Source organism: Mesorhizobium sp. P170090, assembly GCF_057786115.1.
This window is the reverse complement of record NZ_JBYNWH010000001.1, coordinates 3,394,054-3,407,132: the sequence shown is the minus strand read 5'-3', so window position 1 is coordinate 3,407,132 and position 13,079 is coordinate 3,394,054. Positions and strand designations below refer to the sequence as shown.

Annotated in this window: 20 protein-coding genes; 8 read left to right on the top strand and 12 right to left on the bottom strand. The window is 62.6% G+C overall.

Translation table 11 applies throughout. The features are described 5' to 3' along the window. Nucleotides 1–9: 9 nt before the first annotated feature. Both groES and groL read left to right on the top strand, forming a co-directional pair. The gene (gene groES, locus AC3EML_RS16365) at nt 10–306 is read left to right on the top strand and encodes a co-chaperone GroES (RefSeq protein ID WP_006203049.1); all 297 of its coding nucleotides are present in this window, start codon (nt 10–12) and stop codon (nt 304–306) included. A gap of 63 nt (nt 307–369) precedes the next feature. After that, the gene (gene groL / locus AC3EML_RS16360; protein WP_023709705.1) at nt 370–2,025 is read left to right on the top strand and encodes a chaperonin GroEL; all 1,656 of its coding nucleotides are present in this window, start codon (nt 370–372) and stop codon (nt 2,023–2,025) included. 71 nt (nt 2,026–2,096) lie between these two features. On the opposite strand, the gene AC3EML_RS16355 is transcribed toward groL, so the two are convergent. Beyond that, nucleotides 2,097–2,705, bottom strand: a complete 609-nt coding sequence (locus AC3EML_RS16355) for a TetR/AcrR family transcriptional regulator (RefSeq protein ID WP_023671514.1) — start codon at nt 2,703–2,705, stop codon at nt 2,097–2,099. Nucleotides 2,706–2,807: 102 nt separating this feature from the next. Between AC3EML_RS16355 and AC3EML_RS16350 the strand changes: the two genes are divergently transcribed. Genes AC3EML_RS16350 through AC3EML_RS16340 form a run of 3 tightly spaced genes read left to right on the top strand, consistent with a single transcriptional unit; the run spans nt 2,808 to nt 4,713 of the window. After that, a complete protein-coding gene (locus AC3EML_RS16350; protein ID WP_352520951.1) occupies nt 2,808–3,818 on the top strand; it encodes a zinc-dependent alcohol dehydrogenase family protein in 1,011 nt (336 codons plus the stop codon). Nucleotides 3,819–3,859: 41 nt separating this feature from the next. Continuing rightward, entirely contained in the window at nt 3,860–4,309 is a 450-nt protein-coding gene (locus AC3EML_RS16345) for an OsmC family peroxiredoxin (protein WP_023671512.1), read from the top strand. Between the two features lie 17 nt (nt 4,310–4,326). Beyond that, on the top strand, nt 4,327–4,713 hold the full coding sequence (locus tag AC3EML_RS16340) for a nuclear transport factor 2 family protein (RefSeq protein ID WP_023735849.1): 387 nt from the start codon (nt 4,327–4,329) through the stop codon (nt 4,711–4,713). 71 nt (nt 4,714–4,784) lie between these two features. Here AC3EML_RS16340 and AC3EML_RS16335 read toward each other — a convergent pair whose 3' ends face one another. Together AC3EML_RS16335 and AC3EML_RS16330 are read right to left on the bottom strand one after the other, a co-directional pair. Beyond that, a complete protein-coding gene (locus AC3EML_RS16335) occupies nt 4,785–5,300 on the bottom strand; it encodes an OsmC family protein (RefSeq protein WP_352520952.1) in 516 nt (171 codons plus the stop codon). Nucleotides 5,301–5,356: 56 nt separating this feature from the next. Next, nucleotides 5,357–5,782 carry a GFA family protein gene (locus tag AC3EML_RS16330; RefSeq protein ID WP_352520954.1) on the bottom strand — a complete coding sequence of 142 codons (426 nt, stop codon included), beginning with the start codon at nt 5,780–5,782 and terminating at the stop codon, nt 5,357–5,359. Between the two features lie 182 nt (nt 5,783–5,964). Between AC3EML_RS16330 and AC3EML_RS16325 the strand changes: the two genes are divergently transcribed. After that, nucleotides 5,965–6,957: an AraC family transcriptional regulator gene (locus AC3EML_RS16325; protein ID WP_352520955.1), complete on the top strand. Its 993-nt coding sequence runs from the start codon at nt 5,965–5,967 to the stop codon at nt 6,955–6,957. A gap of 23 nt (nt 6,958–6,980) precedes the next feature. Here the strand turns inward: AC3EML_RS16325 and AC3EML_RS16320 are convergent, their stop codons facing one another. The 8 genes from AC3EML_RS16320 to AC3EML_RS16285 form a co-directional block, all read right to left on the bottom strand. Further along, nucleotides 6,981–7,592, bottom strand: a complete 612-nt coding sequence (locus AC3EML_RS16320; protein ID WP_352520956.1) for a LysE family translocator — start codon at nt 7,590–7,592, stop codon at nt 6,981–6,983. Nucleotides 7,593–7,661: 69 nt separating this feature from the next. Then, nucleotides 7,662–7,994 carry a YkgJ family cysteine cluster protein gene (locus AC3EML_RS16315; RefSeq protein WP_023671506.1) on the bottom strand — a complete coding sequence of 111 codons (333 nt, stop codon included), beginning with the start codon at nt 7,992–7,994 and terminating at the stop codon, nt 7,662–7,664. Between the two features lie 52 nt (nt 7,995–8,046). Further along, the gene (locus AC3EML_RS16310; RefSeq protein WP_023671505.1) at nt 8,047–8,211 is read right to left on the bottom strand and encodes a hypothetical protein; all 165 of its coding nucleotides are present in this window, start codon (nt 8,209–8,211) and stop codon (nt 8,047–8,049) included. Nucleotide 8,212: 1 nt separating this feature from the next. Beyond that, the gene (locus AC3EML_RS16305; protein WP_023814785.1) at nt 8,213–8,620 is read right to left on the bottom strand and encodes a hypothetical protein; all 408 of its coding nucleotides are present in this window, start codon (nt 8,618–8,620) and stop codon (nt 8,213–8,215) included. Further along, nucleotides 8,620–8,844, bottom strand: a complete 225-nt coding sequence (locus AC3EML_RS16300) for a hypothetical protein (RefSeq protein ID WP_023689917.1) — start codon at nt 8,842–8,844, stop codon at nt 8,620–8,622. Before AC3EML_RS16300 ends, AC3EML_RS16305 begins: the two co-directional genes overlap by 1 nt. Nucleotides 8,845–9,137: 293 nt before the next feature. Continuing rightward, on the bottom strand, nt 9,138–9,347 hold the full coding sequence (locus AC3EML_RS16295) for a cold-shock protein (protein ID WP_023671502.1): 210 nt from the start codon (nt 9,345–9,347) through the stop codon (nt 9,138–9,140). Between the two features lie 466 nt (nt 9,348–9,813). Continuing rightward, nucleotides 9,814–10,143 (bottom strand): YciI family protein, encoded by a 330-nt coding sequence (locus AC3EML_RS16290; RefSeq protein WP_050589967.1) that lies wholly within the window; start codon nt 10,141–10,143, stop codon nt 9,814–9,816. 30 nt (nt 10,144–10,173) lie between these two features. Then, nucleotides 10,174–10,827, bottom strand: a complete 654-nt coding sequence (locus tag AC3EML_RS16285; protein ID WP_352520957.1) for a glutathione S-transferase family protein — start codon at nt 10,825–10,827, stop codon at nt 10,174–10,176. 171 nt (nt 10,828–10,998) lie between these two features. On the opposite strand from AC3EML_RS16285, the gene AC3EML_RS16280 reads away from it, so the two are divergent. Then, nucleotides 10,999–11,178 carry a CsbD family protein gene (locus AC3EML_RS16280; RefSeq protein WP_023694693.1) on the top strand — a complete coding sequence of 60 codons (180 nt, stop codon included), beginning with the start codon at nt 10,999–11,001 and terminating at the stop codon, nt 11,176–11,178. 50 nt (nt 11,179–11,228) lie between these two features. Here the strand turns inward: AC3EML_RS16280 and AC3EML_RS16275 are convergent, their stop codons facing one another. Then, nucleotides 11,229–12,353: a metallophosphoesterase gene (locus AC3EML_RS16275; protein ID WP_352520958.1), complete on the bottom strand. Its 1,125-nt coding sequence runs from the start codon at nt 12,351–12,353 to the stop codon at nt 11,229–11,231. Between the two features lie 132 nt (nt 12,354–12,485). On the opposite strand from AC3EML_RS16275, the gene AC3EML_RS16270 reads away from it, so the two are divergent. After that, a complete protein-coding gene (locus AC3EML_RS16270) occupies nt 12,486–13,079 on the top strand; it encodes a hypothetical protein (RefSeq protein ID WP_352520959.1) in 594 nt (197 codons plus the stop codon).

Sequence of the window (13,079 nt, the reverse complement as noted above, 5' to 3'; positions counted from 1 at the left end):
GAAGAAAAAATGGCAAAGTCGAAGTTCCGCCCGCTTCATGACCGCGTGGTCGTACGCCGGGTCGAATCCGAATCCAAGACCGCCGGCGGGATCATCATCCCGGATACGGCAAAGGAAAAGCCGCAGGAAGGCGAGATCATCGCCGTCGGCTCCGGCGCTCGCGACGAAGCCGGCAAGCTGGTCCCGCTGGACGTCAAGGCCGGCGACCGCATCCTGTTCGGCAAGTGGTCGGGCACCGAAGTCAAGCTCAATGGCGAAGACCTTCTGATCATGAAGGAATCCGACATTATGGGCATCATCGGCTGATCATCGGCCTCACCGTCAACTAATTTCGGGCTTGATCGCAAGCCCCCTGCCAGGAGCTAAAAAATGGCTGCTAAAGACGTAAAATTCTCCCGCGACGCCCGCGAGCGCATGCTGCGCGGCGTCAACATCCTCGCCGACGCAGTGAAGGTCACGCTCGGCCCCAAGGGCCGCAATGTCGTCATCGACAAGTCGTTCGGCGCACCGCGCATCACCAAGGACGGCGTCACCGTCGCCAAGGAAATCGAGCTTGAAGACAAGTTCGAAAACATGGGCGCGCAGATGGTCCGCGAAGTTGCTTCGAAGACCAACGACATTGCCGGCGACGGCACCACGACCGCGACCGTTCTGGCGCAGTCGATCGTCCAGGAAGGCCACAAGGCCGTTGCCGCCGGCATGAACCCGATGGATCTGAAGCGCGGCATCGATCTGGCCGTCACCGAAGTCGTCGCGGCTCTCGGCAAAGCTGCCAAGAAGATCAAGACCTCCGAGGAAGTTGCCCAGGTCGGCACGATCTCGGCCAATGGCGACGAGTCGGTCGGCGCCATGATCGCCGAAGCGATGCAGAAGGTCGGCAATGAAGGCGTCATCACGGTTGAAGAAGCCAAGACCGCCGAGACCGAGCTGGAAGTCGTCGAAGGCATGCAGTTCGACCGCGGCTATCTCTCGCCCTACTTCGTCACCAACGCCGACAAGATGGTTGCCGAGCTCGAGGACGTCTACATCCTCCTGCACGAGAAGAAGCTGTCCAACCTCCAGGCCATGCTGCCGGTTCTCGAAGCCGTCGTGCAGACCTCCAAGCCGCTTCTTATCATCTCGGAAGACGTCGAAGGCGAGGCTCTGGCCACGCTGGTCGTCAACAAGCTGCGCGGCGGCCTGAAGATCGCCGCCGTCAAGGCGCCGGGCTTCGGTGATCGCCGCAAGGCCATGTTGGAAGACATCGCCATCCTCACCGGTGGCCAGGTCATCTCGGAAGACCTCGGCATCAAGCTCGAGAATGTCGGCCTCAACATGCTCGGCCGCGCCAAGAAGGTGTCGATCTCCAAGGAGAACACCACCATCGTCGACGGCGCCGGCAAGAAGGCCGAGATCCAGGGCCGCGTTGCCCAGATCAAGCAGCAGATCGAAGAGACCACGTCGGACTACGACAAGGAGAAGCTGCAGGAACGTCTGGCGAAGCTCGCCGGCGGCGTTGCGGTGATCCGTGTCGGCGGCGCGACGGAAGTCGAAGTCAAGGAAAAGAAGGACCGCGTCGATGACGCCCTCAACGCGACCCGTGCGGCCGTGGAAGAAGGCATCGTTGCAGGCGGCGGCGTCGCTCTCCTGCGCGCTTCGGCCAACATCAAGGTCACCGGCGTCAATGCCGACCAGGCTGCCGGCATCAACATCGTTCGTCGTGCACTGCAGGCTCCGGCCCGTCAGATCGCTTCGAACGCAGGTGCTGAAGCTTCGATCGTCGCCGGCAAGATCCTCGACAACAAGGGCGCGACCTACGGCTACAACGCCCAGACCGGCGAGTATGGCGACATGATCGCCATGGGCATCGTCGACCCGGTCAAGGTCGTTCGCACCGCTCTCCAGGACGCGGCTTCGGTCGCCGGCCTGCTCGTCACCACCGAAGCCATGATCGCGGAGGCTCCCAAGAAGGAGTCGGCTGGCGGCGGCATGCCTGGCGGCATGGGCGGCGGCGGCATGGGCGGCATGGGCGGCATGGATTTCTAATCCAAGCTATCTGGCTTATGCATACGGAAAGGGCGCCGAGAGGCGCCCTTTTTATTTTGGAAAGCGGATGGTTAGGCGGCGCTGTCCGCCTGCCGCGCAACCTTGCCTGCAAGCACCGCCTGCTCGACAAGCGCCGCCACCTCGTCGGCCACCACCAGCACCGGTGCACGGTCGCGGGTGGCCCGCGCAATCACCATAAGCCCTTCCAGCGACGATTCGATCAGCAGCGCCAAAGCGTGCGCGCGGCGTTCGGGCACCCCTGCCCTGACGAAGGCCTGTCGCAGCAAGCCGATCCATTGCTCGAAAGCCGATCGGCAGAGTTCCGCCAGTTCCGGCACATCGGTGGGTGAATCCAGCACCACCGGCGCGATGGGGCAACCCAGCGAAAAATCATTGTCCTCCAGCATGCGCCCGACCGACTGGTAGATGTGATGGACGGCCACTGCAGGATCGCTCTCGGCTGCCAGTGCTTCGCCCAGCTTTTTCGTGACGTCGGCAACGCTGTTGCGCGTCACCTCGATGACCAGTTGGTCCTTGCCGCCCGGGAAATGAAAATAGAGCGAGCCGCGCGGCGCCCCGCTGGCGCCCAGAATGTCGTTGAGCGAGGTGCCGTGATAGCCGCGCTGCCTGAGCAACAGGCCTGTGGTCTCGAGTATGCGGGTGCGGGTGTCGTTGGCCATGTCAACCTCTGTCAGCAGTGACGCATTATAGGCCTTGCCAAGAATATGACAACCGGTCTATATAATATGTAGATCAGTCTATATATTATTAAGGAGAGTGACATGCGCAGCTACCGTCTTGGAGGGTTTGGTGGAACCGAATCCCTGGCGATGCGCGAGGAGGCGCGGACGGAACCGAAACCGCATGAGATCGTGGTGCGAGTCCGCGCCGCCTCGCTCAATCGGCGCGACACGATGATCCTTGGCGGCACCTATCCGTTGCCGCTGCGGCAAGGCATCGTGCCGCTGAGCGACGGCGCCGGTGACGTCGTCGCAATCGGCGATGCCGTTACCCGTTTTGCCGTCGGCGACCGCGTCACCGGCAGCTACTTCGCCCGCTGGATCGATGGCCGCATCAATGCCGGTCTGATCGACCAGCTCGGCTGTACGCTGGACGGCATGCTGACTGAGTTTGCCGTGCTCGACGAACAATGGGCGGCGCGACTGCCCGATCATCTGAGCTGGCACGAAGCGGCGACGCTGACCTGCGCCGGCGTGACGGCCTGGAACGCGGTGACCCGGACCCGGATTCCGAAGCCCGGTCAATGGGTTCTCACCATCGGTTCGGGTGGCGTTTCGCTGTTTGCTCTGCAGTTCGCCAAGTTGCTCGGCTGCCGGGTTGTCGCCATCACATCGCGCGCGGAGAAGGCCGACAGGCTGCGGGCGCTGGGCGCCGACCTCGTTGTCTCCAGCACCGACATACCGGAATGGGGCGGCTGGGCGCGCGAGCAGACAGGCGGCATCGACCTCGTCGTCGAAACCGGCGGCCCGGCCACCTTCGCGCAGTCGCTGATTGCCAGCACGCTTTATGGACACATCGTGCTGCTGACGCTGCAGGACGCCAGTGGCAGATCGATCGAGATGCCGGCAGCGCTTTATCAGCGCAGCCTCGCCACCATCAGCCGCCTGTTCGTCGGCAGCCGCAGCAATCTTGAGGCCATGCTGCGCGCCGTGTCGCAGCATCGCCTCAAGCCCGTTATCGACAGGGTCTTCCCCTTTGCCGAAGCCCCCGAAGCGTACCGCCACTTCCAGCAGGGCGACGTGTTCGGGAAGGTTGTCATCGACTGCGCCTGACCCAATTGCCCGCTTTTCAACCCCGAATCAGGAGAACGACCATGACCATCCGTGAAGCTTCCGCAGAATGGCAAGGCACGCTGAAGGAAGGCGGCGGCCGTCTGCGGCTTGGCAGCGGCGTCTTCGAAGGCGCCTATTCCTTTCCGTCGCGGTTCGAGAACGGTCCGGGCACCAATCCCGAAGAGCTGATCGGGGCAGCACATGCCGGCTGCTTCTCGATGGCGCTGACCTTCATCCTCGGCCAGGAAGGCCACGTCGCCCGCACCATCCGCACCGTCGCCAAGGTGCATCTCGGCGCGACCGCCGCCGGGCCGACGATCACCCACATCGAGCTCGAAACGGAAGCAGAGATTCCCGGCCTTCAGCCTGCCGAATTCCAGCGTATGGCGGAGACGGCGAAGACGACCTGCCTTGTCTCTCGCGCTTTGGCCGGCGTTACAACCATCACCCTCAAGGCCGAGCTGGCCGCCACCACTGCCACGGAACAATGAAAACCAGGAGATATGAGATGAGCCAGGACAGCATCACGAGCATTCATCCGGGCGACCACTCTAGCCAGACGGCCGAGATCATGCGTCGCTTCAACGATGTGTTCCAGTTGCACGATCCGTCCGCGCTTGCCGAGTTGGTGGCGCAGGATTGCGTTATCGAAAACACCGTGCCGGCGCCGGACGGCGCCCGCCATGCCGGCAAAGAGGCATGCATTGACCTATGGTCGGCGATCGCCACCCAGCCCGGCACGCGCTTCGACCTCGAGGAAACCTTCGTCGCCGGTGAACGGGCGACGATCCGCTGGCGCTACTTCATGGCCGACGGCAACTCCATCCGCGGCGTCAACCTGATGCGTGTCGCGGACGGGCTGATCGTCGAGGCGATGGGTTACGTCAAAGGATAGAAGCGTTGCCCGGCACTCCCGTTCCCAGCCCGGAATCTCGCTCAAGTCGAGTTTCCGGGCCGGTTTTCTGGTCACTGGATGACGCGGTGCAGCTTCACCGTGGTGCCGGGACTGTTCTGGATGGTCTGGAAGATCACGCAATAGCGATCCGTGAGTTCGAGCAGTTGGTCGAGCTGACTTTGGGGAGCGTCGGTGTCGATGTCGAACCGCAAGCGGATTTCCTTGAAGCCGACTGGAACACCCGCAGTCACGCCGAGCGTGCCGCGAAGATCGACGTCACCTTCCGCGGAAACTTCGGCGGACCTGATCGGAATTTCGAGCACGGCCGCCGCCGCGCGCATCGAGACACCGGCGCATGCGATCAGCGCCTCGAGCAGCATGTCGCCGGAGCACAGTTCCTGGCCGCTGCCCCCGGCCATCGGATGAATGCCGGCAAGCGCCAGCCCGCGTCCGGTCTCGACCTTGCAGGTCACGGTGGACGCGTCGGCGACGCCTTTGGCCTTCAAGGTGAGGAACGCGGCCTTCGCATCCCTGCGATAGAGATCCTTGATCGGCTCCTGCGTGGCGCGAAATGTTGCGATTTCCATGAACAATCTCCTGTCTTGAATTGCCGTTGTCAAAAATGGCGAGCAGTGGCCGGGCCTTATTCCGGCACCGCGATGCCGGAGCCGCCGAGCTCAGCCGGAAAGTCCCTGAGCTTGGGCAGCCCGTCCTTCATCGGCAGCACGGTCTCAGCGTAGTTGACGTGAACTCCAGGCGTGAATTTCACGCCTGGTATCGTTGCCGCATAGACATCGACCAGGCCGAGCGGCGGATGAACGGTCATCAGATGACCACCGCATTTCGTGCAGAACTGGCGATCGCTCATTTCGGTCTTCTCGAACCCGGACAGGAACTCCGCGCCCCCGGTGACCTTGACGTTCTGAGGCTTCCACAGCGTGAATGCGTTCACGGGAGACGCCGACCACGATCGACACGAACCGCAATGGCAATAGCCCATTGCCTCGGCGGCTCCGTGCACTTCGATTTCCGCAGCGCCGCAAAAACACCCGCCCTTATGTACCGTCATGATATTTGTCCCTGGTTGGTTTCGACAGCACTCAGCGCCCACTCTCGGCAGCGCTTGAGCACCGGTGCAGGTTTAGGAGTTCTGGCCGCGAACTGAATGATACGGCGTCCGCCTCGCTTGACAGCGCGTCCGGAACTCGAAAGGGATGGCTGGCCGGCTAGCCGGGTGCGGGACGAAACGGAATGGCCGGGGATGCTCTGTCTGACCTGTTGAGGACGGTACGCCTTACCGGCGCGACGTTTTTTGACATTGAGGGCCACGAGCCGTGGGCCGTCTGCTCGCCGGCGCCATCGTCCATCCTGCCGAAGATCCTGCCCGGTGCGGACCATCTGATCTCCTACCATGTGGTAACGGCCGGTCGCTGCTTCGCGCGCATCGTCGGCCAGGAAGCGATCGCGCTGGAGGCAGGCGAAGTCGTCGTCTTCACCAGGAGCGACCCGCATATTATGTCCAGCAATCCGGCGCTGCGCGCCGATCCGCCGACAGCCGACGTTCTCGACATCGCAACATCCAGCCGGATGCCGGTTTACATCAACTGCGCCGGCGACGGCGCGGCCTCGGCCAGGCTGGTTTGCGGCTATCTCGCCTGTGATGCACAGCCTTTCAATCCACTGCTCGAGGCTTTGCCGTCGGTGATCAAGGCCGGAGATGCCAAAGGCGATGGCGGCTGGCTCAGCCAGTTCATCAACCTGGCTGTCACGGAGGTGGCGCAAAAGCGCGCAGGCAGTGAAACGGTGCTCACCAAACTGAGCGAACTGATGTTTGTCGACGTGTTGCGCCGCTACTTGGAATCGCTGCCGCCACAAACCACGGGATGGCTGGCTGGCCTGCGCGATCCGCACCTGGCGAGGGCACTGGCGCTGATCCACGACCGGCCGGCGCATAACTGGACGGTGGAGGCGCTGGCGAAGGACTCCGCGCTGTCGCGCAGCGTGCTCGCCGAACGCTTCACCAGGCTGGTCGGCATGCCGCCAATGCATTATCTCGCCAAATGGCGCATGCAGATCGCCTCGGAGCTGCTCAGCGCCGGCTCCAGCAACATGGCCAGCATCGCCGCTGAAATCGGCTACGAATCCGAGGCAGCGTTCAGCCGCGCCTTCAAGAAGATGATCGGCCTTCCGCCCTCGGCCTGGCGTCTAGGCATCCGGACCGGATCCGGAACCGACGAAGAGTAGGCCGAGGCCTGGCAGCTCCTGTTCTATCGATCAGCCAGCGCCAGCTTGGCGCCGAGCATGACAAAGGCGCCGGCGAAGGTGCGGCGCATCCAGGTCAGCACCATCGGCCGCGACACGACATGGCTGCGGATCGAGGCGGCAAAGATGCCGTAAGCGACGAAGACGACGAAGGTCAGCAGCATGAAGACGCTCGAGAGCTCCAGCATCTTGGCAAATGCGTTCGGTTCGGTCGTGCTGACGAATTGCGGCAGGAAGGCAAAGAAGAAGATCGACAGCTTCGGGTTCAGGATGTTGATCAGGATGCCGGAGGTGATGACCTTGGCTGCCGAGCGGGGTGCCGCGTTTTCATCGACGCTCAGGCCGCCCTTCTCCTTCAGCGTGTTCCAGGCCATGTAGAGGAGATAGGCGACGCCGAGATATTTCAGCGTCTCGAAGGCGACAGCACTTGTGTGCAGCAGCGCCGCCAGGCCGGTGATGGCGGCGGCCATATGTGGGATGATGCCAAGCGTGCAGCCGAATGCAGCAGTGATCGAGGCGCGCGTGCCTCGCGAAAGCCCGGCGCTCAGCGTGTAGAGAACGCCGGTGCCGGGCGAAGCCACGACGATCAGCGACGTCAACAGGAATTCGATGCTCATGGTTCCTCCAACGCCCTGCCCGTAGTGGAAGCTATCGGGGGATGTGGGATCAGGCAAGGTGGGCGTCGGCTAGATCGTTGGCATCCCGTGCGCCTTGCGCGCCATCAGGCAATCGTCGCCGCCAGGCATGCAGGCGTGGCAGACGTCCGGGCGGATCTCGTAGATGCCGCAGGCCGTGTGCTTGCCGATCTCGCCCGTAAGCGCCGAACAGCGCACGCCCTCGCAGCGCATCCCGGACAGGTCGGCGGACACGAACTTTTCCGGAATCCGGTCAAGTTGCGCATCGTCCTCGGTCGAGAAGCGCGGCCATTCGGCCGAGTAGGAACAGCAGGCGCCGCAGCTCTGGCAATCGAAAACCGGCTGGTCGTCCTGTTTTGACGACCGGATATCCCTGGCGGCCAACGCGACCAGCCCAGGTGCTGCGAGATTGCGATCGGCTTGGTGCGGCAAGGCGCTATTTCTTCTTGCCTGCCTTGCCCTTGGGCGTGGCGGCTGGCGCCTCGAACAGATCGGTTGCCGACGGTTCGGCGGCCTTCGGCGCGGCAGCGGGCTTGGCCTGCTTTGCAGTGGCAGCAGCCGGCGCTGCCGGCTGGTCCTTGGTGGAAAACTTTATGGCCATGTCAGTCCTCGTCGGAAAAGCGGGATGATGGTGCGCGCGGATTGCGCAAGCGGCCGATCAGCGCCGAGACCGCTGTGATGTTCATTTCCTCGGGCGACCAGTTCCTCGCCTCGGCAATGTGGTGCGCCGCCAGTTCGCGATGCGTGCTGCCGCTATAGGCGGCATCCTGGTAGGTCACGCGCTCCTGGGTCCTTTTGTCCTCGCGGACATATTCGACCAGATAGTTCGGGGCTTCGGCACGGCCGCGCACGCCGACGCGCACCTGGGCATCGCCATGCGCGCGCTTGCAGCGCTCGAGCTTTTCCAGCACACGGCGGACATATTCGACCGGCTTGTCCAGGCCCGGGACCATGGACGCTATGGTCGCATCGGCATCGATCGGCGTCGGCGGTACGCGCTTGGTGGCCATCAGCGTTTGCCTGCCCGCTTCGGCAGCGCCGCAAGGACTGCGGCCGCTGCCATGTCGTCGGCTTCCTTTTCCTTGCGCAGTTCGCGCAAGCGCGCGGTCTTGGCTTCGCGCGCCTCGCTGACGGCATCACGCTCGGACAGGATGCGGTTGAGTGACATCGACTGGGTTTGCGTCTTGCTGAACAGCGAGCCGGCCTGGTCGGCGGTCTTGGATTGAGTGGTCAAAACTTTCTCCTGTCGGGAGCCTGGTGCCGATAGAGCGAGAGCGGTCTTCGATTACGACCAAAGCAATACGGCAGCGGGGCAGTATGGGCGGTTCAGATTGCTGGAGCGTCCCTTAGCACGTTCCGGCCGGCGTGCGGCGCACTTTTAGCGGCACGACGCACAAAATGAAAAAGGCCAGGCACCGCCTGACCTTCCATGAAAGCGCCGCGCATCCAGTTGGATGCGCAAGGCGCTCCTTTCAGCCTTTCATCGGTGCCAGTACATCCGTGGTCACCGGAAGGCCGAATTCCTTATCAGGCCGCCTTCAACTGGTCGGCGGACATCTTGCCCGACTTGTTGTCGCGGGTCATCTCGTAGCCAAGCTTCTGGCCCTCGACGATGTCACGCATGCCGGCGCGCTCTACGGCCGAGATGTGGACGAAAACGTCGGCGGAGCCGTCGTCAGGCTGAATAAAACCAAAACCTTTGGTGGCGTTGAACCATTTCACTGTGCCGGTGGCCATGAAGAACCCTTTCCCTGGCAAATATTCGTTCACCATCGTGCGACTGCACAACAGCGTTTTGTCTCGATTTTTGATGGGGAAGTTCGTCAAAGGCGCGCATCATGCGCGGATAACAAAAGTCGGTCAAACAAATATCGACATATTTCTTATAGACTTCTCTTAGCGCCGAGTCAATTTCTGGTTTGGCCGCAGCCCAAATTCAACCTGAGGATGCCTGAGGCATAAGCCTCAACTGACGAGGTGGCGGAGCGCAAGGCGTTCCCAAAAAATATTTCACGCCCCGGAACCAATCGCAAGCCGGCGCATTTCCGTGGTGTCAGCAATTCAGAGAGCAATCTCGGTAATGCTGGCAAAAGGACGCCTCCCGCACATTAAACGGTGCGAGAGGCGTTCTTGTATGTGCCGTTGTCTGACACAATTCCCAAGGGAAAACCGTTTGCACACTTTTCCTTAAACTTACGCTCGCCTACAGGATCGCGCTGATCAGCGGCAGGATCTCGTAGCGGAAACCGCGGCCGGAGCTCGACACCGGATCGCCGTCGGTGACCGCTCTTGCCTCGGCTTCGCTGCCGACACGCAGGATCAGCAGACCCCAAGGGCCGGCCGGGTCGGCGACCGGCCCGGCCAGGATCATGGCGCCCTCGGCAAGCTTGCCGCGCAGATAGTCGGCATGCCGGCCCATCAACTCCCTCTCCTCCTCCGTCAGGGTGAAGGCGAAGTCCGGCCGAGGCGGGATCAGCCGGCAGTGGAAGATTGTTGGCGCGGTAGTCTCACGCGGTCCATCATTGCTGGCCATCGGTCACTCACCGTGATGTCATTAGTGGTCCTATTCGTCCGGGCCGGGTTCCGGCCAAGTCTCCTTCGCTGCTTCCGCATACCAGTGCCGCATCGCCGGCGTTGCCAACACGGCGTCGACGTAGGCGCGCGTGTCGGGCGCGAGCTTGCCGCCATAGGTGTCGAAGCGGGTGACGACAGGTGCATACATGGCATCGGCCGCGGTGAAATGACCGAACAGGAAGGGGCCGCCTTTGCCGTATTGTTCCCGGCACTGGCGCCAGATCGTTTCGATGCGCGCGCGCTGCATTTCGCCTTCGGCGTCGAGCGGCTTGTGGCCCTTCGGCCGGCGCAAATTCATCGGCCAGCCATAGCGCACCTCGCGAAAGCCGGAATGCATCTCGGTCGCCACCGAGCGAGCCAAGGCGCGGGCGCCGATATCCTGCGGCCAAAGTTTTTTCTCCGGAAACAGGTCGGCCAGATATTCAAGGATGGCAAGGGTTTCCCAGACAATCCTGCCATTGTGATTCAACACTGGCACAAGGCCGGTGGGCGAGACTTTCGCCAGAGCGGCAAAAGTCTCGGGCGTGCGCAGGCGCACGAAACCTTCCTCGAACGGGATCTCCAGATGCTTCATCGCCACCCATGGCCTCAGCGACCAGGACGAAAAGCACTTGTTGGCGATGATGAGCGTAAATACAGCCAAGGCGGTCTCCCCAAAATTTCGTCACATTAGTCACACGATACGACGCGGCAAAGCGTTTCGGCGACCATATAAGCGACCAGATGCGACGATGATCGCCGCCCAGGGAACCTAAGCCAAGCCGGCCCGTTTGCCTCCTGCGAATGAATCCCCGGAATCCCAGGAGATGCAAAGATGGTGAACAAGGATCAGGTTGCCGGCGTGGCCAAGCAGGTCAAGGGCTCGGTCAAGGAGGTCGGCGGCAAGGCGACCGGCAACAGGCAGACCCAGGCCGAAGGCACGGCCGACAAGACCGCCGGCAAGGTGCAGAAGGTCTATGGCGACGTGAAGGACAAGATCAAAAAGGCGCTCTGATTCGATCTTGCAGGCAATGAGGAAGGCGGCTCAAGGCCGCCTTTTTCTTGTCAGAGGCTGAGGCTCTTGCTGAAGGCGCTGGTGAACTTGACCCCGCCCCGGTCGCCCGCCGCCTCGCCCAGCACCACGTCCATGCCGTCCCCGGTTACCCTCACCAGCGCGAAGCCACCCATATAGGCAGCCTTCGGCTTGAACAGGTCGAGGCCATCGCTTTTGTAGATCATAGGCACTTCGTGCTGATGGCCATGGAAGATGGCGATGACATTGTAGCCCTTCAGCGCCGCCAGCATCGCCTGGCGGTCGGCCTCGCTCCACCAGTGCGGCGCGCCTGCGCCGTCATCGTCATAGGTGCGCTTGGCCGGGTCCCAGCGCTCGACCGAGAAAGTGTCCCAGCCATAGTGCTGGAACAGGATGACGGGACGGCCATCCGCCGCGTAGGTCGCCAGATCCTGCTTCAGCCACGGCAGGCTGCTCACCGCGCCGTGGCCGGTGTCGCCGGCAAAGCGGTGGGTCTGGACGAGATGCAGGCCGCCCCAGTCCCAGGAATAGCAGTCGGTGTCGACATCGTATTCGGTGGCCGGCACCGGCGGCTTGAAGAACACGCCGGGGCGGTGGTTGACCTCGACATAGTCGCGCAGTTCACGCCGATACCAGTCGACATGGGGCGGCGAGCCGTTCTGGTCGAGATCGTGGTTGCCGAGGCCGACATAGACCGGCATGTGCACGCGGTCCGGGCCGACGCCTTGTTGATAGCGCTGGCTGAACTGCAACAGTTGCGTGCCTTCGCTGGGCTCGGTGATCTGGCCGCCGCCATCGTCGGTGATGTCGCCGCCGACAACGAGGCCGAGCGGCGCATCGATGCGGCTGCCGGCCGAACGCAGGCGGGTTGCAACGCCATCGATCTCGACTGGCCATTGCCGGCCGGCCAAGCCATTGAGGACAGCGACATTGCGCAACAGCGCGGCATCGGTCTTGCCTTCCTCCAGGCAGTTGGGGCTGAGGCCGCTCGACATGCGGCAGGCATGGACATCGGCGATGAACAGAAAGGTGGCGTCGATGGGCTGGATGCGCTTGCCGGTCTGGCCAAGCGCGGCGCGCGGCAGCATGCCAGCCATGGCAAGGCCGGCTGCCTTTGCGAGGAAATTGCGACGGGAGAGGACGAGCTTGCGATTCATGACCTGAAATTCAGCACAGCCGGCGCCCCACCGTCCAGTTGCCAGGAATGGCAGGTCGACACGGCACCTGAGGCTCTGGCATTTCTTGGGTCATGCTGGCGCGCAGCAAATACAAGCAGAGGGGAGGATTTCATGAGAGCCGTTTCGATAGGCGTGGTGCTGGCTGGGTTGCTGCCGGGGGCTGCGGTGCATGCCGCCGATTGTGTCGACGCAAAATCGGCCAAGGCCGGCTTCGTTCTGGAAATGCCTGGCGTCCGCAGCGAGTTTCGGCCGGTGGCCGGCGGCATGGTGTCCGTCGCCAACACCTACGAATCGCAATCACCGCAGACACAGTTCCTGTTTGCAGGCCTGGTCGAAGTGTTTCGCGACAGCGGTACCGGACGGGTGGCGACGATCCCGTTTTCCGATCTGCGAAAACTGTTTCCGCTGAAGACGGGAGCCAAGAGCACGATCGAATTCGTCGAGTTGTCGCCGAACAAGCAGCCGAAGAGCACCAAGACACTGAGCCTGGTCGTCAAGGGCAAGGAGACGTTCAGCGTCGGCGGCTGCAAATACAACGTGCTGGCGGTCACGGAGACCTTCAAGAACGGCGCCGGCGAAACGCTGGACACATTTACCGCGCTTTATGCTCCCGATCTGCAAGCGTCTCTCGCCCGGCGTTACGACGAAGGGACCAGCGCGGAATCGGTGAACGGTTACGAGACGATCAAGCCGCTTTCCAACTAG

Excerpts from the sequence above, each read along its gene's own strand:
- groES (WP_006203049.1), top strand. The coding sequence starts at position 10 with ATGGCAAAGTCGAAGTTCCGCCCGCTTCATGACCGCGTGGTCGTACGC.
- groL (WP_023709705.1), top strand. The coding sequence starts at position 370 with ATGGCTGCTAAAGACGTAAAATTCTCCCGCGACGCCCGCGAGCGCATG.
- AC3EML_RS16355 (WP_023671514.1), bottom strand. The coding sequence starts at position 2,705 with ATGGCCAACGACACCCGCACCCGCATACTCGAGACCACAGGCCTGTTG.
- AC3EML_RS16350 (WP_352520951.1), top strand. The coding sequence starts at position 2,808 with ATGCGCAGCTACCGTCTTGGAGGGTTTGGTGGAACCGAATCCCTGGCG.
- AC3EML_RS16345 (WP_023671512.1), top strand. The coding sequence starts at position 3,860 with ATGACCATCCGTGAAGCTTCCGCAGAATGGCAAGGCACGCTGAAGGAA.
- AC3EML_RS16340 (WP_023735849.1), top strand. The coding sequence starts at position 4,327 with ATGAGCCAGGACAGCATCACGAGCATTCATCCGGGCGACCACTCTAGC.
- AC3EML_RS16335 (WP_352520952.1), bottom strand. The coding sequence starts at position 5,300 with ATGGAAATCGCAACATTTCGCGCCACGCAGGAGCCGATCAAGGATCTC.
- AC3EML_RS16330 (WP_352520954.1), bottom strand. The coding sequence starts at position 5,782 with ATGACGGTACATAAGGGCGGGTGTTTTTGCGGCGCTGCGGAAATCGAA.
- AC3EML_RS16325 (WP_352520955.1), top strand. The coding sequence starts at position 5,965 with ATGGCCGGGGATGCTCTGTCTGACCTGTTGAGGACGGTACGCCTTACC.
- AC3EML_RS16320 (WP_352520956.1), bottom strand. The coding sequence starts at position 7,592 with ATGAGCATCGAATTCCTGTTGACGTCGCTGATCGTCGTGGCTTCGCCC.
- AC3EML_RS16310 (WP_023671505.1), bottom strand. The coding sequence starts at position 8,211 with ATGGCCATAAAGTTTTCCACCAAGGACCAGCCGGCAGCGCCGGCTGCT.
- AC3EML_RS16305 (WP_023814785.1), bottom strand. The coding sequence starts at position 8,620 with ATGGCCACCAAGCGCGTACCGCCGACGCCGATCGATGCCGATGCGACC.
- AC3EML_RS16295 (WP_023671502.1), bottom strand. The coding sequence starts at position 9,347 with ATGGCCACCGGCACAGTGAAATGGTTCAACGCCACCAAAGGTTTTGGT.
- AC3EML_RS16290 (WP_050589967.1), bottom strand. The coding sequence starts at position 10,143 with ATGGCCAGCAATGATGGACCGCGTGAGACTACCGCGCCAACAATCTTC.
- AC3EML_RS16280 (WP_023694693.1), top strand. The coding sequence starts at position 10,999 with ATGGTGAACAAGGATCAGGTTGCCGGCGTGGCCAAGCAGGTCAAGGGC.
- AC3EML_RS16275 (WP_352520958.1), bottom strand. The coding sequence starts at position 12,353 with ATGAATCGCAAGCTCGTCCTCTCCCGTCGCAATTTCCTCGCAAAGGCA.
- AC3EML_RS16270 (WP_352520959.1), top strand. The coding sequence starts at position 12,486 with ATGAGAGCCGTTTCGATAGGCGTGGTGCTGGCTGGGTTGCTGCCGGGG.